General features: G+C 67.6%; 25 protein-coding genes. 17 read left to right on the plus strand and 8 right to left on the minus strand.

Annotated elements, in window-relative coordinates:
- Positions 1-108 precede the first annotated feature (108 nt).
- From mca to K0O64_RS05880, 4 genes are read left to right on the plus strand one after another with little or no spacing between them, the layout of a single operon-like run.
- Entirely contained in the window at positions 109-981 is an 873-nt protein-coding gene (gene mca, locus K0O64_RS05865; RefSeq protein WP_096310320.1) for a mycothiol conjugate amidase Mca, read from the plus strand.
- Complete coding sequence (locus K0O64_RS05870) at positions 978-1,259, plus strand: hypothetical protein (RefSeq protein ID WP_220046212.1); 282 nt, start codon at positions 978-980, stop codon at positions 1,257-1,259. The genes mca and K0O64_RS05870 overlap by 4 nt, the downstream gene beginning before the upstream one ends.
- Complete coding sequence (locus tag K0O64_RS05875; RefSeq protein WP_220046213.1) at positions 1,243-3,243, plus strand: thioredoxin domain-containing protein; 2,001 nt, start codon at positions 1,243-1,245, stop codon at positions 3,241-3,243. Before K0O64_RS05870 ends, K0O64_RS05875 begins: the two co-directional genes overlap by 17 nt.
- A gap of 10 nt (positions 3,244-3,253) precedes the next feature.
- Positions 3,254-3,619, plus strand: a complete 366-nt coding sequence (locus K0O64_RS05880) for a nuclear transport factor 2 family protein (protein WP_071947357.1) — start codon at positions 3,254-3,256, stop codon at positions 3,617-3,619.
- Here the strand turns inward: K0O64_RS05880 and trhA are convergent, their stop codons facing one another.
- Positions 3,620-4,360 (minus strand): PAQR family membrane homeostasis protein TrhA, encoded by a 741-nt coding sequence (trhA, locus tag K0O64_RS05885; protein ID WP_071947356.1) that lies wholly within the window; start codon positions 4,358-4,360, stop codon positions 3,620-3,622. It abuts the gene before it with no gap.
- Positions 4,361-4,415: 55 nt separating this feature from the next.
- Here trhA and K0O64_RS05890 point away from each other — a divergent pair, with 55 nt between their 5' ends.
- The 5 genes from K0O64_RS05890 (at position 4,416) to K0O64_RS05910 (ending at position 7,931) form a co-directional block, all read left to right on the plus strand.
- Positions 4,416-5,210, plus strand: coding sequence for a (2Z,6E)-farnesyl diphosphate synthase (locus K0O64_RS05890; RefSeq protein WP_071947355.1), 795 nt, complete (start codon positions 4,416-4,418; stop codon positions 5,208-5,210).
- Complete coding sequence (locus K0O64_RS05895) at positions 5,210-6,580, plus strand: phosphatidylglycerol lysyltransferase domain-containing protein (RefSeq protein WP_220046486.1); 1,371 nt, start codon at positions 5,210-5,212, stop codon at positions 6,578-6,580. Before K0O64_RS05890 ends, K0O64_RS05895 begins: the two co-directional genes overlap by 1 nt.
- 69 nt (positions 6,581-6,649) lie before the next feature.
- The gene (locus K0O64_RS05900; RefSeq protein ID WP_225933639.1) at positions 6,650-7,063 is read left to right on the plus strand and encodes a hypothetical protein; all 414 of its coding nucleotides are present in this window, start codon (positions 6,650-6,652) and stop codon (positions 7,061-7,063) included.
- 45 nt (positions 7,064-7,108) lie between these two features.
- Complete coding sequence (locus tag K0O64_RS05905; protein ID WP_096310328.1) at positions 7,109-7,501, plus strand: hypothetical protein; 393 nt, start codon at positions 7,109-7,111, stop codon at positions 7,499-7,501.
- Positions 7,502-7,511: 10 nt separating this feature from the next.
- Positions 7,512-7,931 carry a hypothetical protein gene (locus K0O64_RS05910; protein ID WP_071947351.1) on the plus strand — a complete coding sequence of 140 codons (420 nt, stop codon included), beginning with the start codon at positions 7,512-7,514 and terminating at the stop codon, positions 7,929-7,931.
- Here the strand turns inward: K0O64_RS05910 and coaA are convergent.
- Complete coding sequence (coaA, locus tag K0O64_RS05915; RefSeq protein WP_071947350.1) at positions 7,928-8,866, minus strand: type I pantothenate kinase; 939 nt, start codon at positions 8,864-8,866, stop codon at positions 7,928-7,930. The two genes, K0O64_RS05910 and coaA, sit on opposite strands and share 4 nt — an antisense overlap.
- 30 nt (positions 8,867-8,896) lie before the next feature.
- Here coaA and K0O64_RS05920 point away from each other — a divergent pair, with 30 nt between their 5' ends.
- The 6 genes from K0O64_RS05920 to K0O64_RS05945 all read left to right on the plus strand — a co-directional run bounded on the left by K0O64_RS05920 (position 8,897) and on the right by K0O64_RS05945 (position 16,151).
- On the plus strand, positions 8,897-10,114 hold the full coding sequence (locus K0O64_RS05920; RefSeq protein WP_220046214.1) for a DUF885 domain-containing protein: 1,218 nt from the start codon (positions 8,897-8,899) through the stop codon (positions 10,112-10,114).
- 23 nt (positions 10,115-10,137) lie between these two features.
- Entirely contained in the window at positions 10,138-11,604 is a 1,467-nt protein-coding gene (locus tag K0O64_RS05925) for a glycine hydroxymethyltransferase (RefSeq protein ID WP_096310332.1), read from the plus strand.
- A 61-nt stretch (positions 11,605-11,665) separates the two neighbouring features.
- Complete coding sequence (locus K0O64_RS05930; RefSeq protein WP_096310334.1) at positions 11,666-12,493, plus strand: acyl-ACP desaturase; 828 nt, start codon at positions 11,666-11,668, stop codon at positions 12,491-12,493.
- A 218-nt stretch (positions 12,494-12,711) separates the two neighbouring features.
- Complete coding sequence (gene phoH2, locus K0O64_RS05935; RefSeq protein WP_425574751.1) at positions 12,712-13,998, plus strand: RNA 5'-3' helicase PhoH2; 1,287 nt, start codon at positions 12,712-12,714, stop codon at positions 13,996-13,998.
- Positions 13,999-14,044: 46 nt separating this feature from the next.
- On the plus strand, positions 14,045-14,926 hold the full coding sequence (locus K0O64_RS05940; protein ID WP_071947345.1) for a polysaccharide deacetylase family protein: 882 nt from the start codon (positions 14,045-14,047) through the stop codon (positions 14,924-14,926).
- A gap of 13 nt (positions 14,927-14,939) precedes the next feature.
- On the plus strand, positions 14,940-16,151 hold the full coding sequence (locus K0O64_RS05945; protein ID WP_096310336.1) for a cation:proton antiporter: 1,212 nt from the start codon (positions 14,940-14,942) through the stop codon (positions 16,149-16,151).
- On the opposite strand, the gene K0O64_RS05950 is transcribed toward K0O64_RS05945, so the two are convergent.
- The 3 genes from K0O64_RS05950 to glpX are packed head-to-tail and all read right to left on the minus strand — an operon-like array spanning position 16,122 to position 19,673.
- The gene (locus K0O64_RS05950; RefSeq protein ID WP_096310338.1) at positions 16,122-17,177 is read right to left on the minus strand and encodes a YihY/virulence factor BrkB family protein; all 1,056 of its coding nucleotides are present in this window, start codon (positions 17,175-17,177) and stop codon (positions 16,122-16,124) included. The genes K0O64_RS05945 and K0O64_RS05950 overlap by 30 nt on opposite strands.
- A 39-nt stretch (positions 17,178-17,216) precedes the next feature.
- The gene (locus K0O64_RS05955; RefSeq protein WP_071947342.1) at positions 17,217-18,629 is read right to left on the minus strand and encodes a class II fumarate hydratase; all 1,413 of its coding nucleotides are present in this window, start codon (positions 18,627-18,629) and stop codon (positions 17,217-17,219) included.
- 12 nt (positions 18,630-18,641) lie between these two features.
- Positions 18,642-19,673 carry a class II fructose-bisphosphatase gene (glpX, locus tag K0O64_RS05960; protein WP_071947341.1) on the minus strand — a complete coding sequence of 344 codons (1,032 nt, stop codon included), beginning with the start codon at positions 19,671-19,673 and terminating at the stop codon, positions 18,642-18,644.
- Here glpX and K0O64_RS05965 point away from each other — a divergent pair.
- Positions 19,672-20,367: a DUF4245 domain-containing protein gene (locus K0O64_RS05965; protein WP_096310340.1), complete on the plus strand. Its 696-nt coding sequence runs from the start codon at positions 19,672-19,674 to the stop codon at positions 20,365-20,367. The two genes, glpX and K0O64_RS05965, sit on opposite strands and share 2 nt — an antisense overlap.
- Positions 20,368-20,380: 13 nt before the next feature.
- Complete coding sequence (locus K0O64_RS05970; protein WP_096310342.1) at positions 20,381-21,178, plus strand: dienelactone hydrolase family protein; 798 nt, start codon at positions 20,381-20,383, stop codon at positions 21,176-21,178.
- On the opposite strand, the gene K0O64_RS05975 is transcribed toward K0O64_RS05970, so the two are convergent.
- Genes K0O64_RS05975 through K0O64_RS05985 form a run of 3 tightly spaced genes read right to left on the minus strand, consistent with a single transcriptional unit; the run spans position 21,179 to position 23,311 of the window.
- Positions 21,179-21,634 carry a pyridoxamine 5'-phosphate oxidase family protein gene (locus K0O64_RS05975; protein ID WP_071950062.1) on the minus strand — a complete coding sequence of 152 codons (456 nt, stop codon included), beginning with the start codon at positions 21,632-21,634 and terminating at the stop codon, positions 21,179-21,181.
- On the minus strand, positions 21,631-22,938 hold the full coding sequence (locus K0O64_RS05980) for an adenylate/guanylate cyclase domain-containing protein (protein ID WP_071947338.1): 1,308 nt from the start codon (positions 22,936-22,938) through the stop codon (positions 21,631-21,633). Before K0O64_RS05980 ends, K0O64_RS05975 begins: the two co-directional genes overlap by 4 nt.
- A gap of 49 nt (positions 22,939-22,987) precedes the next feature.
- The gene (locus tag K0O64_RS05985; RefSeq protein ID WP_071947337.1) at positions 22,988-23,311 is read right to left on the minus strand and encodes a hypothetical protein; all 324 of its coding nucleotides are present in this window, start codon (positions 23,309-23,311) and stop codon (positions 22,988-22,990) included.
- Between the last annotated feature and the right edge of the window lie 48 nt (positions 23,312-23,359).

Below are 23,359 nucleotides of genomic sequence, written 5' to 3' on the forward strand. Positions count from 1 at the left end.
GATTACGGGTATCCACGCCCCGAATGGAACTATTGGACTATAGGGCGTGCCGGCGCTGTTGCATCTGCACGTAAGACCCGATGACGACACAGTGAGTACAGGGGAGAAGTGACCGAACTGCGGTTGATGGCCGTGCACGCCCACCCGGACGACGAGTCCAGTAAGGGCGCGGCCACCCTTGCCCGTTATGCCGCCGAAGGCCACCGGGTCAAGGTGGTGACACTGACCGGCGGCGAGCGCGGCGACATCCTCAATCCGGCGATGGATCTACCCGAGGTGCGCGGCCGGATCGCCGACATCCGGAAGGACGAGATGGCCCGGGCCGCCGAAATCCTCGGCGTCGAACACCACTGGCTGGGGTTCGTGGACTCGGGGTTGCCCGAGGGCGACCCGCCGCCGCCGCTGCCCGACGGCTGCTTCGCGCTGGTTCCGCTGGAGCAGCCCGTCGGCGAGCTCGTGAAGCTCATCCGCGAATTCCGCCCGCACGTCATGACCACCTATGACGAGAACGGTGGCTACCCGCACCCGGATCACATTCGCTGCCACCAGGTTTCGGTGGCCGCCTACGAAGCCGCCGCCGACTACCGGCTGTACCCGGACGCCGGCGAGCCCTGGGCCGTCAGCAAGCTCTACTACAACCACGGCTTCCTGCGGGCTCGCCTGCAACTGCTGCAGGACGAATTCGCCAAGCACGGCCAGGAAGGCCCGTTCGCAGACTGGCTGAAGAAGTGGGATCCCGAAATCGACATCTTCGCCGGGCGGGTGACCACCCGGGTGTTGTGCTCGGAGTACTTCAACCAGCGCGACGAGGCGCTCAAGGCGCACGCCACCCAGATCGACCCGGACGGATTCTTCTTCGCGACGCCAATAGAGTGGCAGCAGCGGTTGTGGCCCACCGAGGAGTTCGAACTGGCTCGTTCGCGGGTGCCCGCCAAGCTGCCCGAAGACGACCTGTTCACCGGAATCGAGATTTTTGAGTGAGAGACCTGTTCACGACCGCCGTGTCGGTGCTGGCTGATCCGCCCAAGAACACCGGCCCGGATTTCGGCAAGGCCAGCCCGTTCGGCCTGCTGATCGTCGTGATCCTGCTGATCTGCGTGTTCGTCCTGGTGTGGTCGATGAACAAGCACCTCAAGAAGCTGCCCAAGAGCTTCGATGAGGAGCCGGCCGATGGCGAAGCCGTCGGCGCGGCGACGACGGACGAGGGTGCGGCGTCCGAGGGTGACGCACAGCGACCCCCGCATGAGCCCGGCGGCTAACACCCTCGGCGGCGCGACCAGCCCCTATCTGCGTCAGCACGCCGACAATCCCGTCCACTGGCAGCAGTGGACTCCCGACGCGCTCGCCGAGGCCGGCCGCCGCGACGTGCCGATCCTGCTCTCGATCGGATATGCGGCGTGTCACTGGTGTCATGTGATGGCCCACGAGTCGTTCGAGGACGACGAGGTCGCCGCCGCGATGAACGCCGACTTCGTCTGCATCAAGGTCGACCGCGAAGAGCGGCCGGACCTCGACGCGGTGTACATGAACGCGACGGTCGCGATGACGGGGCAGGGCGGCTGGCCGATGACCTGCTTCCTGACCCCCGACGGACGGCCGTTCTTCTGCGGCACGTACTACCCCAAGCCGCAATTCCTGCAGCTGCTGGCGGCGGTGACCGACACCTGGCGGACGCGTCGCGGCGAGGTGGAGGAGGCCTCCGATCAGGTGGCCGGGGAACTGCGGCGGATGGCCGCGGGGCTGCCCGACGGCGGACCGGAGATCGAGCCCGCGCTGTGCGACCACGCCGTCATGGCGGTGCTGCGCGACGAGGATGTCGAGCGTGGTGGCTTCGGGCGGGCACCCAAGTTCCCGCCGTCGGCCTTGTTGGAGGCGCTGCTGCGCACCTACGAGCGGACCGGCTCACCGCTGCCGTTGGACCCGGTGGTCCGCACCGGAACCGCGATGGCCCGGGGCGGCATCTACGACCAACTGGCCGGTGGCTTCGCGCGCTACAGCGTCGACGCCGACTGGGTGGTGCCGCATTTTGAGAAGATGCTCTACGACAACGCGTTGCTGCTGCGGGCGTACGCGCACTGGGGCCGACGCACCGGTGATCCGCTGGCCTTGCGGATCGCCGCCGAGACTGCCGGATTCCTGCTCGGCGACCTCGCCGACGGTGACATGTTCACCTCCGCGCTGGACGCCGACGCCGCGGGAATCGAAGGTTCCAGCTACGTGTGGACGCCGGCTCAGCTGAACGAGGTCCTCGGCGGCGACGACGGAGCTTGGGCGGCAAGCCTTTTCGAGGTCACCGAGCGCGGCACCTTCGAACACGGTTCCTCGGTGCTGCAGTTGCTGACCGATCCCGACGACGCGGAGCGCTTCGAGCGGGTTCGCTCGGCACTGCTGGCCGCCCGGTCGAGGAGGGTGCGGCCCGCCCGCGACGACAAGATCGTCACCGCCTGGAACGGCTTGACCATCACCGCGCTCGCCGAAGCCAGTGTGGCCCTTGGTGTTCCACCGTTGTTGACCGCGGCGGCACAGTGTGCAGAGGCGCTGCTGGGCCTGCACATCGTCGACGGCAGGCTGCGGCGGGCCAGCCTCGGCGGGGTGGTGGGTGACAGCGCGGCCATCCTCGAGGACCACGCCGCGCTGGCCACCGGGCTGCTGACGCTCTACCAGCTCACCGGCGACGCGGCCTGGTTGACGAGCGCCACCGACCTGCTCGACATCGCGCTGCGGCATTTCGCCGACCCGCAGCGGCCGGGCCGCTGGTTCGACACCGCCGACGATGCCGAGCAGCTGATGGTCCGTCCCGCCGACCCCCTGGACAACGCGACGCCCTCGGGTGCGTCCTTGATCGCCGAGGCGCTGCTGACCGCCGCGCACCTTGTCGACGCTGACCGTGCCACCCGATACGGCGAGGCCGCGGAAGCCACGTTGCGGGCCCACTCGCCGCTGCTGGCGCGCGCCCCGCGTTCGGCAGGTCACTGGCTGGCGGTCGCCGAGGCTGCCGTACGCGGACCGCTGCAGGTGGCCGTCGCCACTGACCGCCCGGACTCCGAATTGCTCGCGGCTGCACGGCAATTGGTGCCGGGCGGTGCCATCGTCGTCGGCGGTGCGGTGGACTCCTCGCCGCTGCTGGAAGGCCGCGACCGCATCGGCGGCAACGACGCCGCCTACGTCTGCCGTGGCCGGACCTGCGACCTGCCGGTCACCGGTGCCAGGGAACTCGCCGACGCACTGGGTGTGTCCGTGTAGCGTTCCGGCCATGAGCGATGCCCTCGATCTCGAAGCCCTGGTCAACCGCTACCTGAACACCGTCGCCGCGGGCAAGGCAGCCGACGTCGCCGCGTTGTACGCCGAGGACGCCACGCTGGAGGACCCGGTCGGCTGCGGCGAAGTCCACATCGGCCGGCAGGCTATCGAGGGCTTCTACAAGAACATCGAGGGCGCCGAGGTGAAGTCCGAACTGCTGACGTTCCGCAACGGCGGCAGCGAAGCGGCGTTCATGTTCGCCCTCACCGTCGCCGGCGCCATGCGGATCGAGGTCATCGAGGTGATGACGTTCAACAGCGACGGTCTGGTCACGTCGATGAAGGCCTACTGGGGCCCGGAGAACGTCACCCAGCTTTAGCTAGAAGACCGCGAACCACATCGCGATGTAGTGGCAGATCGCCGCTACCGCGGTGCAGGCGTGGAAGAACTCGTGATGGCCGAACGTCGTCGGCCACGGGTTGGGCCACTTCAGTGCGTAGAGCACGCCACCGACGCTGTACAGCGCACCGCCGACGATCAGCAGCACCACCGCGGCGACGCCGGCCCCCTGCATGATCGGCCCGATGAACCACGCTGCCACCCAGCCCAGCAGCAGATACAGCGGCACGCCGACCCAGCGCGGGGCCGACGGCCAGAACATCTTGAGCAGCACGCCGGCCAGCGCCCCACCCCATACGATCGCGAGCAGGACAATGCCGCTGCGCTCGGGCAGCGCAAGCATCGCGAACGGCGTGTAACTGCCCGCGATGAAGATGAAGATCATCGAATGGTCAGCGCGCTTCATCCACTTGCGCGCCGTCGGCGACTTCCAGTTCACCCGGTGATAGGTGCCGCTGACCGCGAACATCGCGACGATCGTGATCGTGTAGACGAATGTCGAGAGTCCCGCGCGCAGACCTTCCATCGCCCACGACACCGAGATGAGGGCCGCGCCGGCGATGAAGGCGACCACGGCGGCGTAGACGTGGATCCAGCCGCGGGCCCGGGGCTTGCCGAGGAATTGGGCGGCGGCGTCGACGACTGCTTCGGGGAAGTCTTCGGCGTAATCACGGGGCGATGGCTGCTGAGCCTCGTCGGCGATCTCGACTCTTGCGGTCATGTCACCTCCAATTCGCGACCGGGGGCATCTGCTCGTCACAGTAGTCTGGTTTGTCGTGGAGATCATTCCGCCTCGCCTCAAGGATCCGGCCTACCGGCTCTACGAGATGCGGCTGCGCCAGGAGCTGGCGCGCTCCAAGTCCCAGCTACCCCGCCATATCGCTGTGCTGTGCGACGGCAACCGGCGCTGGGCTCGTGATGCTGGTCACGACGACGTCGCGTACGGCTACCGGATGGGTGCGGCCAAGATCGCCGAAATGCTGCGCTGGTGCGCGGAATCCGGCATCGAGATGGCGACGGTCTACCTGCTGTCCACCGAGAATTTGCAACGCGATCCCGACGAACTCTCCTGTCTGATCGAGATCATCACCGAGGTCGTCGAGGAGATCTGCGCGCCGACGAACCGGTGGAGCGTGCGCACCGTCGGCGATCTCGAGTTGCTCGGCGAAGAGCCCGCCCGCCGTCTTCGTGACGCCGTGGACAGCACCGCGGGGCTCCCGCCCGCCTCGTTCCACGTCAACGTCGCCGTCGGTTACGGCGGGCGGCAGGAGATCGTCGATGCCGTCCGGGCGCTGCTGAGTAAGCAGCTGGCCAACGGCGCCACCCCGGAGCAGCTCATCGACGCCGTCACGATCGAGGGGATCTCGGAGAACCTCTACACCTCGGGGCAGCCCGATCCCGATCTGGTGATCCGGACCTCGGGGGAGCAGCGGCTCTCCGGATTCCTGTTGTGGCAGAGCGCCTATTCGGAGATGTGGTTCACCGAGGCGCACTGGCCGGCGTTCCGACGGGTCGACTTCCTGCGCGCGCTGCGCGCCTACAGCCGCAGGCATCGGCGATTCGGCATGTGATGTCTGCGCTGTCGGCGGTCGTCTTCACACTCAGCTGGTGGCTGGGCCTGTATCTGCTGGCGCGCGATCCGCGTAAGCCGGTGTTGGCACTGGCCGCTATCGGATTGTGCGGATTCGCCGGCGTGGTGGCGTTGGATGCGGTGCGAGTGGTCAGCATCGCGCACGCCGACCTGCTGGGCCAGATCGAGATCTACCTTGTCGCGGTGCCGGGAGTGGCCTGGTTCGCCGTCGTGCTCGAGTTGGCCCGGCCGACCGACACCTGGCGAAGCCGCGCCACCGAATGGGCGTTGATCGCCGTGGTCGCCGCGCTCACGCTGGTGGGTGCGGTCATGGCCGGGTCGGTCGAGGGCCCGTTGCGCACCGGCCACTGGGTGATGTTCGCGGTGATCTCGGTGTCCACGCTGGCCGCGATGGTGGCCGCCGTGCGCCGGGCCGCGCAGCCCGGTCGGGTGGCCGGGGTGGTGGTTATCGCGACGTTGTTCTTCGCGCTGGGCAACGCGATCCTGGTGATCCCGCTGGGTCTGGTGCCGAGCTGGCTGGCGTTGGCCTCCACCGGTTTTGACGTGCTGCTGCTGGGGCTTGCGGTCGCGCTGTGGGATGCCTTCGACGAAGGTCAGGCGCTGCGGGCCGACATGCTGCGGTCGTTCATCGCGACGGTGGTGGTGGCGGTGCTGTTCGGCGGGCAGGCGCTGATCGGGATGGCGGTCACCGGGGCCGACGGGCCCGGCCGCACCGCGCTGACCGTGTTGCTGTTCACCAGCCTGGCCGTCGCGATCGCGATCAACGTGCTGGCCGACCCGCTGGCCGGCCTGCTGGACCGGCTGGCGTTCTCGCATTCGCCGCGGCTGCGCGCCGACCGCGCCGCGTTGCGCGGCGCGGAAGCCGCGCTGCCACTGGTCGCTGCCAACCCCCTGGACGCCCTCGACGACGAGGCTTTCGCGCGGCTGACCCGCCGCGCGCTGGGCCACTACGGCGATCTGTCCAAACTCGTCGCCAGCCCGCTGACCCAGCTGCCCGTCATCGACGAGCGGCTGGCCGCCCGCGGGGCGCCCGACCAGCCGCTGGAGCGGGCCAACGAACTCAAGGCCGTGCTGGCCGAACACATCGCGCGGTTGAAGCCGCGCAGCGGCGGTTCGTTCGGCACCACCGAGCATTGGCGCTACTACAACGCGCTGTACTTCCCGTACGTCGTCGGGGTTCGGGCGTACGCGCAGAACGCCACCGCCGCCGGGCTGGATCCGGTGGCGCGGCAGGCGTGGCAGTGGTTCGTCACCGAGGTTCCGCAGCGTTCGCTGCACAACTGGCAGAACGCCGCGGCCCGATTGATCGCCGCAGACCTGCGGTCGCAACAGGCAGTCGCACACTCCTGACCTGGGGCTGGCAGTGCATGGCAGCGGCACGTCTCGATCTGGCAGTGCGTCCTGAGCAGCCTCAGGGACATGACCGCCATGATCACCAGGAACCACCCGTTCTCTGATTCGACAGATTCACTGCTGCGCTTCGCGATGCGCGTGGACGCCACCCTGACTGGCGTTCTCGGCTTGGCCATCGCGGTGATGGCCGACCCGCTGGGCCGGCTGACCGGACTGACCGCGGCGCAGGGCTACATCGCCGGTGCGGCGTTCGTGCTCTGCGGACTCGTCGTCTACTCGCTGGCCGCATCGCCCGACCTTCGCCGGGTCGGCACCGGCCTGGTCCTGTTCAACACCGCCAGCACTGTCGGCTTCATCGTCGTCGCCGAGGCCGGGGTGTTGCCGCTGACCACCGTCGGCTCCATCGCCGCACTGGCCGCCGCGCTCTACACCGCGACCTTCGCCGTTCTGCAGTACCTCGGAGTGCGCCGTCTGGCGTGACTCCCCAATAGGCCTGAGTACCAACCCACCACGAAAGGAACAACAATGACCACCACCCTTCCCGCCACCACCTCGGACTCGCTGCTGCGCATGGCCATGCGGGTCGACGCCGTCCTGTCCGGCCTGTGCGGCATCGTCCTGATGGCCGCTGCCGGACCGATTTCCGGGTTCACCGGTTTCTCGAAGACAGCCGAATTCACCACTGGCGCGGTCTTTCTCGTCTACGCCATCGTGGTGTTCCTGGCGGCTGGGCTGAAGCGGGTGCGTACCGCGGGGATCGCCACTGCGATCGCGAACCTGCTCTTCACCGTCGCGGCGGTCGTCGCCGTGATCGAGCTCGACCTCACGACCACGGGTGTGGTCGTGACGCTGGCAAGTGGGGTGTACACGCTGGTGTTCGCCGACCTGCAGTACCTCGGGGTGCGCCGCATCAAATAGGGTCTGCGGCATGCATGTCGTAGCGTTCGCCGCCGCGCGCAAGGCGGTCCTGGAAGAGGCCGGCGGGGTCACCGCAGAAGGCTTCCCGATGACGAGCTGCTACGTGGAGAGCCTGCCTTCGCAGATCACCGTGCCGCTGGTGCTGGCCGTCCATGCGCCGGGCGGCACCGACTACGAGCCGCGCCGCTACATCGTCGCGAAATCGCCTGAAGGGGAGCGGGTCGGGCTTCTCGAGTTCGCCTGGCAGTGGCCCGACAACCCGGGGGTTCCGGTCAAGTTCCGGGTCTTCGCCCACCACCTGCCGATGACCGTTTACTCCGCGGGCGTCTACACCATCGGGATCTTCTCCGATCCCGACGCCGGCGAGGCGGAGTTCGCGTTCCCGCTGCCGGTGCTGCGGCTCAACCCGCTCACCGGAGTGCCGAACTAGAGCTTGCGCAGGCGCAGCCGATTGATCGCGTGGTCGGCGTCCTTGCGCAGCACCAGTGTCGCCCGCGGCCGGGTCGGCAGGATGTTCTCGATCAGGTTCGGCCGGTTGATCGAACTCCAGATGTCGCGGGCGGCCGCGACGGCCTGGGTGTCGGTCAGGCCCGCGTAGTGGTGAAAGTGCGAGGCCGGGTTGGCGAACGCGCCGCGCCGCATCGCCAGGAAGCGGTCGACGTACCACTGCTCGATGTCCTCGATGCGGGCGTCGACGTACACCGAGAAGTCGAACAGGTCCGACACCATCAGGGTCGGGCCTGTCTGCAGGACGTTGAGCCCCTCGAGGATCAGGATGTCCGGATGGGTGACGACGTGTTTCTCGCCGGGCACGATGTCGTAGATCAGGTGTGAGTACACCGGCGCACAGACCTGGTCGGCGCCGGACTTCACCGTCGTCACGAACCGCATCAGCGCGCGGCGGTTGTAGCTTTCTGGAAAACCCTTGCGGTGCATCAGGTTTCGGCGGGTCAGCTCGGCGTTGGGGTAAAGGAAGCCGTCAGTGGTGACCAGGTCGACGCGGGGGTGATGCTCCCAGCGGGCCAGCAGTGCCTGCAGCACACGGGCGGTGGTGGACTTGCCGACGGCCACGCTCCCGGCGACGCCGATGATGAACGGCACCGGCCGGTCCGGGTTCTGCTGCGGCTCGCCGAGGAACTCCGAGGTGGCGGCGAACAGCCGCTGGCGCGCGGCGACCTGCAGATGGATGAGCCGAGCCAGCGGCAGGTAGACCTCTTCGACCTCCAGCAGATCGACCTGCTCACCCAGACCGCGCAGCCCAACCAGTTCGTCCTCCGTCAGCTTCAACGGGGTCGACATGCGCAGTGAACGCCATTGACTCCGGTCGAACTCGACGTAAGGGCTGGGTTCACTCAGCCGCGCCATCGTGCCAGTCTTGCAGTTAGCTTGGTTGACATGCAGCCCGGCACCCTTATCCGCGATTACTTAACCCTCGGTTTGCGGTTCGACCGTATCGAGGAAGGCTACGTCGACTCGTTCACCGGCGATCCCGAACTGCGCCGCGCAGTCGCCGACGAGCCCGCGCCTGAGCCGGCTGACCTGGTGCGGCAGGCCGACCGGCTGCTGGCCGAATTGCCTCAGGTTCCTCGCGAAGCAGGCTTCACCGACCAGCGCGCCGACTTCATCGGCGCACACCTGCGGGCCCTGCAGGTCTCCGCGCGCAAGTTCGCCGGCGAGGAGGTCGGCTTCGTCGACGAGGTGCGCAACTACTTCGACGTCGAGATCAGCCGCGGCGACCCCGAGCGCTACCGCGCCGCCCACGCCCGCATCGACGAGGTGCTCGCCGGCAGCGGGTCGCTGACCGAACGGATGGACGCCCACCGCCAGTCCGACGAGATCCCGCCCGAGCGGCTCGAGGAATGCATCCACGCGTTCTCCAGTGCGCTGCGCGACAAAGTCCGCGCGACGTACCCCCTGCCCGACACCGAGACCATCGTCTACGAGGTCGTCACCGACAAGCCGTGGTCGGGGTTCAACTACTACAACGGCAACTACACCTCGACGGTCGCGGTCAACGCCGACCTCAAGCAGCAGATGTCCAATCTGCCGCGCCTGGTGGCCCACGAGTCCTATCCCGGCCACCACACCGAGCACTGCCGCAAGGAGGCCGGGCTGGTGGCCGGCCAGGATCAGCAGGAACAGACCATCTTTCTGGTCAACACCCCGCAGTGCCTGATGGCCGAGGGGCTGGCCGACCTGGCGCTGTATGCCGCGGTCGGACCGGGCTGGGGGAGTTGGGCGTCGGAGATCTACGCCGATCTGGGACTGCGGTTCGACGGCACGCGCGCCGAGGCGTTGTCGGAGGCGTCGGCGGCGCTGGCCGACGTGCGCCAGGACGCGGCGCTGATGCTGCACGACGAGCACCGCGACGTCGACGACGTCGTCGCGTTCCTGCAGCGCTGGTTGCTGGTCGACGACACCCGGGCTCGCCAGATGCTGCGTTTTCTGTCCTCGCCGCTGTGGCGGGCCTACACCAGCACCTACGTTGAGGGATACCGGCTGCTGCGGGGCTGGCTCGATGATCGGCCTGCCGAGGTGGGCCTCACCGAACGGTTCGGCCGGCTGCTCGACGAGCCGCTGATCCCGTCGGCGCTGCGGGTGGACGCGGCCTGAACAGGGGCGGATAGGCTTGGGCCATGACCGCAGACTCGACGATTTCGCCCTCGGCCGCCGCTCCCGGTGCCGACTACGCCGCCACCGCCAGTGAGGCCTACCGGGCGGCGTTACAGGTCATCGAGACCGTCGAGCCGCGAATCGCTGATGCGACCCGCAAAGAGCTTGCCGATCAACGGGATTCGCTCAAACTGATCGCCAGCGAGAACTACGCCTCACCCGCTGTGCTGTTGACCATGGGTACCTGGTTCTCGGACAAGTACGCCGAGGGCACCGTCGGGCACCGTTTCTACGCCGCGTGCCAGAACGTCGACACTGTCGAGTCGCTGGCCGCCGAGCACGCTCGCGAACTGTTCGGCGCCCCGTACGCCTACGCCCAGCCGCACTCCGGGATCGACGCCAACCTGGTCGCGTTCTGGGCCATCCTGGCCACCCGGATCGAGGCCCCGGCCCTGACCGATTCCGGGGTCAAGCACATCAACGACCTCTCCGAGGCCGAGTGGGAACGGCTGCGCGCGCGGCTGGGCAGCCAACGGCTGCTGGGCATGTCGCTCGATGCCGGCGGCCACCTCACCCATGGTTTCCGGCCCAACATCTCCGGCAAGATGTTCCACCAGCGCAGCTACGGGACTAACGCCGAGACCGGGCTGATCGACTATGACGCTGTCCGCGCGGCCGCCAAGGAATTCAAGCCGCTGATCCTGGTGGCCGGATATTCGGCCTACCCGCGACGGGTCAACTTCGCCACGATGCGGGAGATCGCCGACGAGGTGGGCGCCACCCTGATGGTCGACATGGCGCACTTCGCCGGGCTGGTGGCAGGCAAGGTCTTCACCGGCGACGAGGATCCGGTGCCGCATGCCCACGTCACCACCACGACCACGCACAAGTCGCTGCGGGGGCCGCGCGGTGGCCTGGTGTTGGCCACCGAGGAGTACGCGCCCGCGGTCGACAAGGGCTGCCCGATGGTGCTCGGCGGACCGCTGTCCCACGTCATGGCGGCCAAGGCCGTCGCGCTGGCCGAGGCTCGCCAGCCCTCGTTCCAGGCCTACGCCCAGCGGATCGCCGACAATGCCAAGGCCTTCGCCGACGGGCTGCTCAAGCGCGGCGCGAAGCTGGTCACCGGCGGCACCGACAACCACCTGGTGCTGCTCGACGTCCAGTCCTACGGATTGACCGGCCGGCAGGCGGAGTCGGCGCTGCTGGACTCCGGCGTGGTCACCAACCGCAACGCGATCCCGTCCGACCCGAACGGCGCCTGGTACACCAGCGGCATCCGGTTCGGCACGCCGGCACTGACCACCCGCGGATTCGGGCCGGACGATTTCGACCGGGTCGCCGAGCTGGTCGTCGAGGTGCTCACCAACACCGAGGCCGAGGGCACGTCGAAGGCCAAGTACAAGCTGGCCGACGGCACCGCCGAGCGCGTGCACGCCGCTGCCGCCGAGCTGCTGGCCGCCAACCCGCTGTATCCGGGCCTCACTCTCTAACCCGCGAAACGCCGGGTGGCCGCGCTTTTGGACATCCGTGTCTTTGAGTTACAGTTACTTCATGGCACAGAAACCTGTCGCGAATGCGCTGACGCTCGAACTTGAGCCGGTTGTCGCTGACAATCTGGCCCGCTACCTGGCCTCTGCTGACGAGTGGTACGGGCATGACTACGTCCCGTTCGACCAGGGCGAGAACTTCGCCTTCCTCGGCGGCAAGGACTGGGACCCATCCCAGGTGACGCTGCCCGCCGACGTCGTCGACGCGTTGGAGATCCTGCTGATCACCAAGGACAACCTGGCCGGATACCACCGCGAGGTCGTCGAGCACTTCATCTTGGAAGACAAGTGGGGCCGCTGGATCGGCCGCTGGACCGCCGAGGAGAACCTGCACGCCATCACGCTGCGGAACTACCTCGTGGTCACCCGCAACTTCGACCCGACCGCCAACGAGGACGTGCGCGTCAACCACGTCATGCGCGGCTACCGGGCCGACAACTTCACCCAGATCGAGACGCTGGTCTTCATGGCGCTCAACGAGCGCGCCCACGCGGTGTTCACCCGCAACCTCGAGGCCAAGATCGAGGAGCCGGTACTCAAGGGTCTGGTCGGCCGCATCGCCGCGGACGAGGAGCGGCACGAAGAGTTCTTCGCCAACCTCGTCGCGCACTGCCTGCAAACTCACCGCGACTCGACGATCAACGCGATCGCCCGCCGCGCGGCCGGTTTCGGTCTGGTCGGCGGCGACATCTGGGAGTACCAGGACAAGCTGCAGAACGTCGCGAAGGCCGGCATCTTCGACTACGAAACCTCGCGGAAGGTGGTCACCGACCGCATCGCGGCGTGGGGTCTGGGCGAGGAAGCGACGCTGAAGAAAATCGTTCGCTCATAACACGCCCGCGCGCCTGATCGGCGCGCACGCCGCTACGGGAGTAGCGTCACTTTCGATGGCTAGCGACATGCTCTGCTGTCCGGGCGGTACCTATCGTTTCGACTACGACAGGACCGGTCCCGGTCCTGGTGCCGCAGTGTCCGCCGAGGGGTTCGCGGGGACCGCGTGAACCTGAGGAGCGCCCAGTGACCGATTCGCAGTCGCCCATTCGGACGTATGTGCTCGACACCTCTGTCCTGCTGTCCGATCCGTGGGCGTGCACCCGGTTCGCCGAACACGAAGTGGTGGTACCGCTCGTGGTCATCAGTGAACTGGAAGCCAAGCGCCACCACCACGAGCTGGGCTGGTTCGCCCGGCAGGCGCTGAGGCTGTTCGACGACCTTCGCTTGGAGCACGGTCGTCTGGATCAGCCGATTCCCATTGGGACGCAAGGCGGGACACTGAATGTTGAACTCAACCACAGCGATCCGATGGTGCTGCCGTCCGGCTTCCGCACCGAGAGCAACGACACCCGCATCCTGACCGTCGCGGCCAACCTCGCGGCCGAGGGCAAGCGAGTCACGTTGGTCAGCAAGGACATTCCGCTGCGGGTGAAGGCCGGCGCGGTCGGCCTGCTGGCCGACGAGTACCACGCCCAGGACGTGATCACCTCCGGCTGGACCGGCATGACCGAGCTCGACGTCGCCGGCGAAGACATCGACACCATCTTCGCCGACGGCGAGATCGATCTCGAGGAAGCCCGTAACCTGCCGTGCCACACCGGCGTTCGGCTACTCGGGGCCAACTCCAGCGCGCTGGGCCGGGTCAACGCGGACAAGAAGGTTCAGCTGGTGCGCGGCGATCGCGAAGTGTTCGGCCTCCGGGGAAGGTCCGCCGAACAACGCGTCGCCCTCGATCTGCTGCTCGACGAATCGGTGGGCATCGTGAGCCTCGGCGGCAAGGCCGGCACCGGCAAGTCGGCGCTGGCACTGTGCGCGGGTCTGGAGGCGGTGCTGGAGCGGCGCACCCAACGCAAGGTCGTGGTGTTCCGGCCGCTGTACGCCGTCGGCGGCCAGGATCTGGGCTACCTGCCGGGCAGTGAGAGCGACAAGATGGGCCCGTGGGCGCAGGCCGTCTTCGACACCCTCGAGGGCCTGGCGTCACCGGCCGTGCTGGAGGAAGTGCTCTCCCGCGGCATGCTCGAGGTGCTGCCGCTGACCCACATCCGCGGTCGTTCGCTGCACGACTCGTTCGTGATCGTCGACGAAGCGCAGTCACTGGAGCGCAACGTGCTACTGACCGTGCTGTCGCGGCTGGGCAGCGGGTCGCGGGTGGTGCTGACCCACGACGTCGCGCAGCGCGACAATCTGCGCGTCGGACGCCACGACGGTGTGGCGGCGGTCATCGAGAAACTCAAGGGCCACCCGCTGTTCGCGCACATCACGCTGATGCGTAGCGAACGTTCACCGATCGCCGCGCTGGTCACCGAGATGCTCGAGGAGATCAGCCCCGGCGCCCTGCCCTGACGCGCGTGGACGGGACCGGACAGGCTGGGCCGGTAAACTCACTGGCGTGCCGCGCCGACCCGACAGCCTGTCCTGGTCCTATTTGCGCACCGCCATCGGGGTCTGTGCAGGTGTCGCCGTCGTCGTCATCGGCGGTTTCACTGGTCACGTCAAGGTGGCCAAGGCTGATGCCGTCGACTGCTCGGTGGTCAAGTGTGTGGCGCTGACCTTCGACGACGGGCCGTCGCCCTACACCGACCGGCTGCTGGGCATCCTCGAGAAGGCCGATGCCAAGGCCACGTTCTTCGAGATCGGCAACAAGGTCGCGGCCAACCCGGCGGGAGCCAAGCGGGTCGTCGACGCCGGCATGGAGCTCGGCAGCCACACCTGGGAACACCCGAACATGACGACGATCCCGGCCGAGGACGTGCCGGCGCAGTTCAGTAAGGCCAACGACGCGATCAAGGCGGCCACCGGGCAGACACCCGTGTTGTGGCGGCCGGCCGGTGGGTTGACCAACGATGCGGTCAACAAGGTCGCCGCCCAGTACGGGCTCGCCGCGATCCTGTGGGACGTGATCCCGTTCGACTGGATGAACGACTCGAACACCAACGCCACCCGCTACATGCTGATGACGCAGATCAAGCCCAACTCGGTGGTGCTGTTCCACGACACCTACTCGTCGACGGTCGATCTGGTCGAACAGTTCATCCCGGTGCTGAAAGCCAACGGCTACCACCTGGTCACCGTGAGCCAGATGCTGGGCCCGCGCGCGCCGGGCAGCGTGTACGGGTCGCGGGACAACGGGCCGCCGGCCAACCAGCTGCAAGACATCCCGGTCGCTGACATCCCGACCCTGCCGAACACCCCGTCGCCCAAGCCGATGCCGAACATCCCGATCACCGACATCCCCGGGGCCAATTCCGGCGGCTCCAACAACGGTGCTTAGCGCTGGCGCCTAGGTGCACACCGCCACCCCGTTTGTCCTGACCCTGCTGGTCCTGGGCTACGCCGTGATGTCCGGCCTGGTCGCCCGGTGGTACGTCGCCCCGGCGCTGATCTTCGTCGGGCTGGGAATGCTGCTCGGGCCCTTCGGTTTCAACCTGCTACAGGCCGGTCCCGGCACCGAGGGCTACACGCTGCTGGCGCAGCTCGCGTTGACCGTGATCCTGTTCAATCAGGCGGCAAAGCTGGACCCCGGCAAGGTGTTTCGGCGCGGGCATGTCACCTTCCGGCTGCTGGTGATCGGGATACCGCTGACCCTGGTGCTCGGCACGCTGACCGCGGCGGCGCTGCTGCCGGTGCTGCCGTGGTGGGAGGCGGTGTGCTTGGCGGCGATCGTCGCCCCCACCGAGGTGGCGCTCATCGAGGCGCTGATCGAGGATCACCGGATCCCGGAGCGGGTGCGCAACGCGCTGTCGGTGGAAAGCGGTTTCTACGACGGCTTTGCGTTGGCGGTGCTGTTGGCCGCACTCGCGCTGGCGTCGGCGCAGACCGACGAACGCCCACGGGACTGGACCTGGTTCGTCGTGCGCACCGAGGTGGTATCGCTGGTGATCGGTGCGTGCGTCGGACTGCTCGGCGCGGTGGTGATCGCATGGTCGCGGCGGCGGGAATGGATGAACGACACCTGGGCGCAGCTGGCCACGCTGGCCGTCGCGCTGATCTGCTTCGAGTTCGGCGAACGGGTGCACGCCAGCGGGTTCGTCGCCGCGTTCACCGGCGGGCTGGCGTTCGCGGTGGTGGCGCGCCGCAGCAATACCCAAGTGTCGAACCAGGTTTCGGATGCCACCGCGCAGCTGCTGGAGTTGTTGGTGTTCGCGATGTTCGGTGCGTTCGCGGTGATCGACGCCTGGCAGCACACGAGCTGGCGAGTGGTGGTGTTCTGCGTCGTCGCGCTGTTCGGGGTGCGACTGGTCGCGGTGCTGGTGGCGTTGATCCGCACCGACCTACCCGCCTACAGCCGGCTGTTCATCGGTTGGTTCGGGCCGAGGGGCATCGGCACCGTGGTGCTCGCGCTTCTGGTCATCGAGCGTGGGGAGATCCAGCATCCCGATGTGCTCGCTCAGGCCGGGGTCATCGCGGTGACGCTGAGCCTGATTGTGCACAGCATCAGTGCGCCGCTGGGCATCCGCCGCTACGGGTCAGTCGGGTCGGCCCCGGCTGCGCCGTAGCTTGCGGCCTTCCTCGATGAGGGCCTGCTCCTTGGCCTCGTTCTTCTCCACCATTTTGGTGTCGCGCGGTGGCAGCTGCAGGTCGCGCTCGGCGTGCAGGCCGGCCTGCAGCTGACGACCCCGTTCCAGCTCGGCGTCGAGTTCGGCCCCGAATAGCAAGGCCACGTTGGTGATCCACAGCCACAGTAGGAAGACGATGACCCCCGCCAGCGTCCCGTAGGTCTTGTTGTAGCTGGAGAAGTTCGCGACGTACACGCCGAAGAGCACCGAGGCCAAGATCCACACGACGATGGCAAGTCCGGCGCCGACACTGATCCACCGGAACTTGGGTTGACGGACGTTCGGGGCGATGTAGTAGAGGATGGCCACCCCGGCGGTGACGAGAACCAGAATCACCGGCCAGCGCAGGATCGTCCACAGGGTCACCGCCACGTCGCCGGCGCCGATCAGGTTGCCCACCGATTTGGCCACCGGCCCACTGATCGCAAGCATGAACGCGACGGCGGCGGCCATCACCAGACCGATCGCGGTGACCAACAGCTGCAGCGGCCGCAGCTTCCAGATCGGCCGGCCTTCCTCGACCTCGTAGACGCGGTTCATGGCGCGGCCGAATGCTCCGACATAGCCCGACGCCGACCACAGCGCACCGAGGATGCCGAGCACCAACGCCAGTCCGGCCGAAGGGTTTTCGACCAGCTGCTGGATGGTCGGGCGCAGCGAGTCGATCGCGGAGCCGGGCAGCACGTCGTCGACGATGCCCAGCACCGTCTCGGTGGTGCGCTGGCCCTGGCCGACGACGCCGAGCAGGGAGATGACGACCACGACTGCCGGGAACAGCGACAGCACCGCGTAGTAGGTCAGTGCGGCGGCGAGATCGGTGCACTGATCGGCGGTGAACTCCCGAGCCGTCTTGCGCAGCACGTAGAACGCCGACGGTTTCGTCAGGTCGGTCGGCGACTCGGGCTTGCGGGGGTCGTCGGGATCGGCATCCGGCGACACCGCCGTCGTCGACGTGTTCTGGTCCATGCCCACCCTTACCCGGGTGGGCATGGCAGCAAACGACTCCTAGTCGCCGTCTTTTACTTTCGCCATCGCGAGCACGTCGAGGCGCTTGTCGAGCTCCTCTTCGGAGAGCTTGTCGCCGATCAGGCCGCGGTCGATGACCGTCTGCCGGATCGTCTTCTTCTCCTTGAGCGCCTGCTTGGCGACCTTGGCGGCCTCCTCATAGCCGATGGCCGAGTTCAGCGGCGTCACGATCGACGGAGAGGATTCGGCCAGCTCGCGCAGGTGCTCCTCGTTGGCGATCAGGCCGTCAATGCACTTGGTGGCGAACAACTTCGACACATTGGACAGCAGCGTGAACGACTCCAGCAGGTTGCGCGCCATCATCGGGATGTACACGTTCAGCTCGAACGCGCCCGACAGGCCGCCGACGGTGATGGCGGCATCGTTGCCGATGACCTGGGCGGCCACCTGGGTGACGGCCTCGGGGATGACGGGGTTGACCTTGCCCGGCATGATCGAGCTACCGGGCTGCAGGTCGGGCAGCTGAAGCTCGCCCAGACCGGTCAGCGGGCCCGAGCCCATCCAGCGGATGTCGTTGGCGATCTTGGTGAACGACGCCGCGATGGTCTTCAGTGCGCCGGACGCCTCGACCAGCCCGTCGCGGGCGGCCTGGGCCTCGAAAGAGTCCTTCGCCGTGCGCAATTCGGCCAGGCCGGTCTGCTCGACGAGCACGTCGACGACCTTGGCGCCGAATCCGTCGGGGGCGTTGAGGCCGGTGCCCACCGCGGTGCCGCCGATGGCGAGCTCACCCAGGCGGGGCAGCGTGGCCTTGACCCGTTCGATGCCGGCCTCGACCTGGCGGGCGTAGCCACCGAATTCCTGGCCGAGGGTGACCGGGACCGCGTCCATCAAGTGGGTGCGACCGCTCTTGACGACCGTGCGCCACTGGCGGGCCTTGGCCGCCAGCGACTCATGCAGCACCTCGAGCGCCGGAATCAGGTGGCGCACAGCGGCTTCCGTCGCCGCGATGTGGGTGGCGGTGGGGAAGGTGTCATTGGAGCTCTGCGACATGTTGACGTCGTCGTTGGGGTGCACCGTGACGCCGTTGCGCTCGCAGATCGAGGCGATCACCTCGTTGGCGTTCATGTTGGAGCTGGTGCCCGAACCGGTCTGGAACACGTCGATGGGGAACTGGTCGTCGTGCAGTCCGTCGGCGATCTCACCGGCGGCGGCGATGATCGCGTCGGCCTTCTCGGCGGAGAGCTTGCCGAGGTCCTTGTTCACCTGGGCGCAGGCTGCTTTCAGCAGGCCCAGCGCGCGGATCTGGGTGCGCTCGAGACCGCGGAAGGAGATCGGAAAGTTCTCGACGGCACGCTGGGTCTGGGCGCGCCACAGGGCGTCCTTCGGAACCCGGACCTCGCCCATGGTGTCGTGCTCGATGCGGTATTCGCCCTCGACAGCACTGTCGGTCATCAAACGCCTTTCTTAGGGGAGTGGATATGCGGCGGTCTTGTCCCCGGTGAAATCCACCGCGGAGTATTCGTTGAGCTTCGAAAGCCGGTGATAGGCCTCGATCATCCGGACGGTGCCGGACTTGGATCGCATCACGATCGACTGGGTGGTGGCGCCGCCGCCGGAGTACTGGACGCCCTTGAGTAGGTCGCCGTCGGTGACACCGGTGGCGGAGAAGAAGACGTTCTCCCCGGAGACCAGGTCCTCGGTGAGCAGCACCCGGTCCAGGTCGTAGCCGCGGTCGATCGCCTTCTGCTTCTCGTCGTCGTCGGTGGGGGCCAGCTTGGCCTGGATCGCGCCCCCCATGCAGCGGATCGCGGCGGCGGCGATGATGCCCTCGGGGGTGCCGCCGATACCGGCGAGCAGATCGGTGCCGGAGTTGGGCCGGCACGCGGAGATGGCGCCTGCGACGTCGCCGTCGGAGATCAGCCGGATGCGCGCGCCCGCCTCCCGGACGTCGGCGATCAGCTGGGCGTGCCGCGGCCGGTCCAGGATGCAGACGGTCAGGTCGGCGACGCTGGAGTTCTTCACCTTGGCGACGCGCTTGATGTTCTCGGCGATCGGCGCGGTGATGTCGATGACGTCGGCGGCGTCCGGGCCGACGGCGATCTTGTGCATGTAGAAGACGGCCGACGGGTCGAACATGGCGCCGCGTTCGGCGACGGCGAGCACCGAGATCGCGTTGGGCATGCCCTTGCTCATCAGGGTGGTGCCGTCGACCGGGTCGACGGCGAAGTCGCAGTCCGGTCCGTCGCCGTTACCGACCTCTTCACCGTTGTAGAGCATCGGGGCGTTGTCCTTCTCGCCCTCGCCGATGACCACCACACCGCGCATCGAGACCGAGTTGACCAGCTCACGCATGGCGTCGACGGCAGCGCCGTCACCACCTTCTTTGTCACCTCGGCCGACCCACCGGCCGGCGGCCATGGCGCCTGCTTCGGTGACCCGAACCAGTTCGAGGGCAAGGTTGCGATCGGGCGCTTCACGGCGACGGGCGTCTGGCATGGCTGAGATTGTCCCAGAAGCCGGTCAGCCGTCCAGACCTGGGATACTGGCTGGCGTGAGTACCCCGTCCGAGACCGGCATACCGCCCAGGGAACCCAAGCCCAGGCTGCTCCAGGACGGTCGCGACATGTTCTGGTCGCTGGCCCCGCTGATCGTGGCCTGCATCGCCCTGGCCGGGCTGGTGGGGATGTGCTCGGCCCGGCCCAACAGCCCCCGTGACGGGGTGCCGCCGCCGTATGACGCCGCCGCAGCGCTCAAGGCTGACGCCGAGGCGCTGCCGATCCCGATTCGGCTGCCGCAGGTCCCGGCCGGTTGGCAGGCCAACTCCGGCAGCCGCGGCGGCATCGACGCCGGCCGCACCGACGCCAATGGACAAAAGCAGCGCGCCGTCACCGCGACGGTGGGCTACCTCGCCGCGTCCAAGATGTACGTGAGTCTCACCCAGAGCAACGCCGACGAGCAGCCGCTGGTGAATTCGATCCACCGGTCGATGTATCCCACCGGGGCGCAGGACGTCGACGGCGTGAAGTGGATCGTCTACGAGGGCGGCGAGGACACTGAACCGGTGTGGACCACTCGTCTGGACAGCCAGGCCGGGCCTGCTCAGCTCGCCATAACGGGTGCCGGAAGCACCGGCGACTTCCGTACGCTGGCCGTCGCGACGCAGACACAGAAGCCCCTGCCGCGCGGCTGAGAAGGAGACGTCGATGCCCGGACCCGAAGCAGACCTGACCGGTTGGGTCAAGGAGCCGTTCACCGCGGCCGGTTTCACCCATGACGTCTACCGCAAGGGCGAGGGTCCCGGCGTGGTGCTGATCCCGGAGATCCCCGGCATCCACCCGGGTGGGCTGGCGTTGGGAAATTACTTGGTGGACAACGGTTTCACCGTCGCAATGCCGTCGTTGTTCGGAACCCCCGGTGCGCCGGCCCGGGGGCCGATGATGGTGCCGACGTTGGCGCGCGCCTGTGTGACGAAGGAGTTCGCGGCGTTCGCGACGAACAAGGATCGGCCGGTGTCGCACTACCTGCGGGCGCTGGCGCGGGACCTGAAGTCCAAGACCGGCAGTAAGGGTGTCGGCGTGATCGGCCAATGCTTTTCCGGCGGGTTCGCGCTGGCGGCCGCCGTCGACGACAGCGTGCTGGCCTCGGTGCTCAGCCAGCCGTCGGTGCCGATCGGGTTGACGCTGAAGCACAAGCGCGACCCCGGAATGTCCGAGGGCGAGTTGCAGGTGATCGAGAAGCGCGCCGCCGAGGAGGGCCTGTGCGCGTTGGGCCTGCGATTCAGCGAGGACCCGATGGCGCCGGCCGAACGGTTCAAGACGCTCAAGGACCGGCTCGGTGACGCCTTCGAGGTCATCGAGATCGACTCATCGAAGGGCAACACCGGAGGCTTCGGCCGGATCGCCCATTCGGTGCTCGCCCTCGAGGTGCGCGAGCAGGACGGGCATCCGGCCTACGAGGCACGCAAGCGGGTCGTGCAGTTCCTCAAGGAACGGTTGACCTAGCTATTCGCGCTCAACGCTGCGCAGGCCGTGCTCAGGCGTCCACCATTCGACGACGAGCAGCGTCGCGGCGTCGTTGAGGTGGACGAGCACCACCTCGGTGATGTCAGTGCCGAATTGATCGCCGTCGGGCCCGTCGGTGATCGCTCCGGAATAGATTGCTCGCCCCGCGATCTTCGCCTCGCCCGGCCACTCCGCTTCGGCGCCCTCGACCGGATCCACCGTCGCACTGTGGAGAGCGAACCGGGGATCGCGCCGGAGGTCGGCGCCCTTGCGGGCGTTGGGCATTGAGCCGAAGGTCAGCTCGCCGTTGTCGAACGTTGCCTCGATACCGGAGATCCGGGGCGACCCGTCGGCCCGCAGCGTCGCGATCGTCTTGTGCTTGCGTGCGTCGAACAATCGCTGCACGCGCGCGGCGAATTCGGGTGCGGCCGTTTGGACATCCCGCCATGTCGTCATGAGGTGACCGCCGACAGCCGCCACTCGCCGGGTACACCTTTGAGTTGATGTGCGCCCCGGTCCTCGAACTCGAGCCCCGAACCGATCACCAAGTCGCGCAACGTACTCGAGACGAGCACTTCGTCGGGTCCCGCCATCGCGCTCACCCGCGCACCGATGTGCACGCCGATGCCGCCGATGTCGTCGCCGCGGACCTCGCATTCCCCGGTGTGCAATCCGGCGCGAATCTCGATACCGAGCGTGTGCACCGCGTCGCGAATTGTCATGGCGCAGCGGATCGCTCGCTGCGGTCCGTCGAACATCGCGAGGAATCCGTCACCGGAGGTGTTGACCTCGCGGCCGCGGAAGCGGGAGAGCTGTGATCGCACGATGGCGTCGTGGGCGTCGAGCAGGGCGTGCCAGTCGCGGTCGCCCATCTCGGCCGCGCGGCGGGTCGAGTCCACGATGTCGGTGAACAGGACGGTGGCCAGCACGCGATCGTCGGCGACGGCCGGCTGTTCACCGGTGAGGAATTCGGCGATCGCATCGAAGGAATCACGCCATGGTTCGACGACGTGGTAGACGTTGCGGCCCGGCAGCTCAACGAATTCCGAGTCCGCAATGTAGTCGGCCACGGCCTGGCCCTTCTCCGGCGGAATGAACGGATCGTCACGGTGGTGAAGGAGGAGGGTGGGCACGCGGACAGTCGGAAAGATGGCGTGCGCGTTCGCCTCGGCGAGAAGTGGCAACATAACTTCAGCGGTGTGTGGGCTCGCCGCGAGGCGTTCGTGTCGCGCCCACGCAGCCCGGATTTCCTCATTCCACGGCATGTCTGGATTGATTACATGCTCCAACTCCCCGGTTCCCCACACGGCGGCGGCACTGGCCACGACATCCTGCATCGAATCCGTGCGGTTCACCCCATCGGGCGTGCTCTCCGGCAGAACCAGCGCGGTCGTGCGGGACGGATACGTCGCGGCGAACAACGCAGCTGTGTGGATGGCACCCGCGTACGCGATCAGTGTTGCTTCCGAGATCTCGAGAGCGTCCAGCACCGCCGTGATGCTGTCGGTCCATTGCTCCAACGTCGGCATGGCACCCTGCGCGAGAGGATCGGACGCTCCGCTGCCCGGCTGGTCGAACAGGATCACGCGGCCCAGCGACGTCATCGCCTCCAACCAGCCCGCCACACCGGGTAGCTCGGGAAAGACCTCGCAGTTCGTGAACCAGTTCGGGACGAGCACGATGTCCCGCGCGCCCGCGGGCGACGCGCGATAGGCGACCCGCAAGTCCCCGTTCATCGCATAGCGCGTCTCGGAGAACACGGTGAAAGCTTAGTTCTGGGTTCAGCGCGTGAGGCGGTGTTCGCGCAGGTCACGCCTTGGGGCAGAACATCCCGAGGATCTGCTCGCACTGCTCGCGGGTGGTGATGGCCCACGGCGGTGGCGGCGGGGGAGGGATCGCGGCCGGCGGATCCGGGCCATCCCAGATGTTCTGCGCGACGTTGCCCTGGCCGAAGTCCACGATGTAGTACGTGTGGCAGATGTTGTTGTCCCAAATCACGGGGTTGGTCACGTGATTGCCGGTGATCCACAGCGATTGGCCGGGGCACCACTGCCGTGGTCCGATGGGTCCCGGATCTGCGTGGGCCGTGGCTGCGGCGGTCATGCCTGCACCGCCGGACGCCAGCGCGGTCATCGCCAGTCCAACGACTAGTCGCTTGAGGGTTTGTGGCCTTCGATTCAC

This window comes from Mycolicibacterium pallens (assembly GCF_019456675.1).
In the GTDB taxonomy this organism is placed as follows: domain Bacteria; phylum Actinomycetota; class Actinomycetes; order Mycobacteriales; family Mycobacteriaceae; genus Mycobacterium; species Mycobacterium crocinum.

Excerpts from the sequence above, each read along its gene's own strand:
- K0O64_RS05875 (WP_220046213.1), top strand. The coding sequence starts at position 1,243 with ATGAGCCCGGCGGCTAACACCCTCGGCGGCGCGACCAGCCCCTATCTG.
- K0O64_RS05880 (WP_071947357.1), top strand. The coding sequence starts at position 3,254 with ATGAGCGATGCCCTCGATCTCGAAGCCCTGGTCAACCGCTACCTGAAC.
- trhA (WP_071947356.1), bottom strand. The coding sequence starts at position 4,360 with ATGACCGCAAGAGTCGAGATCGCCGACGAGGCTCAGCAGCCATCGCCC.
- K0O64_RS05895 (WP_220046486.1), top strand. The coding sequence starts at position 5,210 with ATGTCTGCGCTGTCGGCGGTCGTCTTCACACTCAGCTGGTGGCTGGGC.
- K0O64_RS05900 (WP_225933639.1), top strand. The coding sequence starts at position 6,650 with ATGACCGCCATGATCACCAGGAACCACCCGTTCTCTGATTCGACAGAT.
- K0O64_RS05905 (WP_096310328.1), top strand. The coding sequence starts at position 7,109 with ATGACCACCACCCTTCCCGCCACCACCTCGGACTCGCTGCTGCGCATG.
- K0O64_RS05910 (WP_071947351.1), top strand. The coding sequence starts at position 7,512 with ATGCATGTCGTAGCGTTCGCCGCCGCGCGCAAGGCGGTCCTGGAAGAG.
- coaA (WP_071947350.1), bottom strand. The coding sequence starts at position 8,866 with ATGGCGCGGCTGAGTGAACCCAGCCCTTACGTCGAGTTCGACCGGAGT.
- K0O64_RS05920 (WP_220046214.1), top strand. The coding sequence starts at position 8,897 with ATGCAGCCCGGCACCCTTATCCGCGATTACTTAACCCTCGGTTTGCGG.
- K0O64_RS05925 (WP_096310332.1), top strand. The coding sequence starts at position 10,138 with ATGACCGCAGACTCGACGATTTCGCCCTCGGCCGCCGCTCCCGGTGCC.
- K0O64_RS05930 (WP_096310334.1), top strand. The coding sequence starts at position 11,666 with ATGGCACAGAAACCTGTCGCGAATGCGCTGACGCTCGAACTTGAGCCG.
- K0O64_RS05950 (WP_096310338.1), bottom strand. The coding sequence starts at position 17,177 with ATGGACCAGAACACGTCGACGACGGCGGTGTCGCCGGATGCCGATCCC.
- K0O64_RS05955 (WP_071947342.1), bottom strand. The coding sequence starts at position 18,629 with ATGACCGACAGTGCTGTCGAGGGCGAATACCGCATCGAGCACGACACC.
- K0O64_RS05965 (WP_096310340.1), top strand. The coding sequence starts at position 19,672 with ATGGCTGAGATTGTCCCAGAAGCCGGTCAGCCGTCCAGACCTGGGATA.
- glpX (WP_071947341.1), bottom strand. The coding sequence starts at position 19,673 with ATGCCAGACGCCCGTCGCCGTGAAGCGCCCGATCGCAACCTTGCCCTC.
- K0O64_RS05970 (WP_096310342.1), top strand. The coding sequence starts at position 20,381 with ATGCCCGGACCCGAAGCAGACCTGACCGGTTGGGTCAAGGAGCCGTTC.
- K0O64_RS05975 (WP_071950062.1), bottom strand. The coding sequence starts at position 21,634 with ATGACGACATGGCGGGATGTCCAAACGGCCGCACCCGAATTCGCCGCG.
- K0O64_RS05985 (WP_071947337.1), bottom strand. The coding sequence starts at position 23,311 with ATGACCGCGCTGGCGTCCGGCGGTGCAGGCATGACCGCCGCAGCCACG.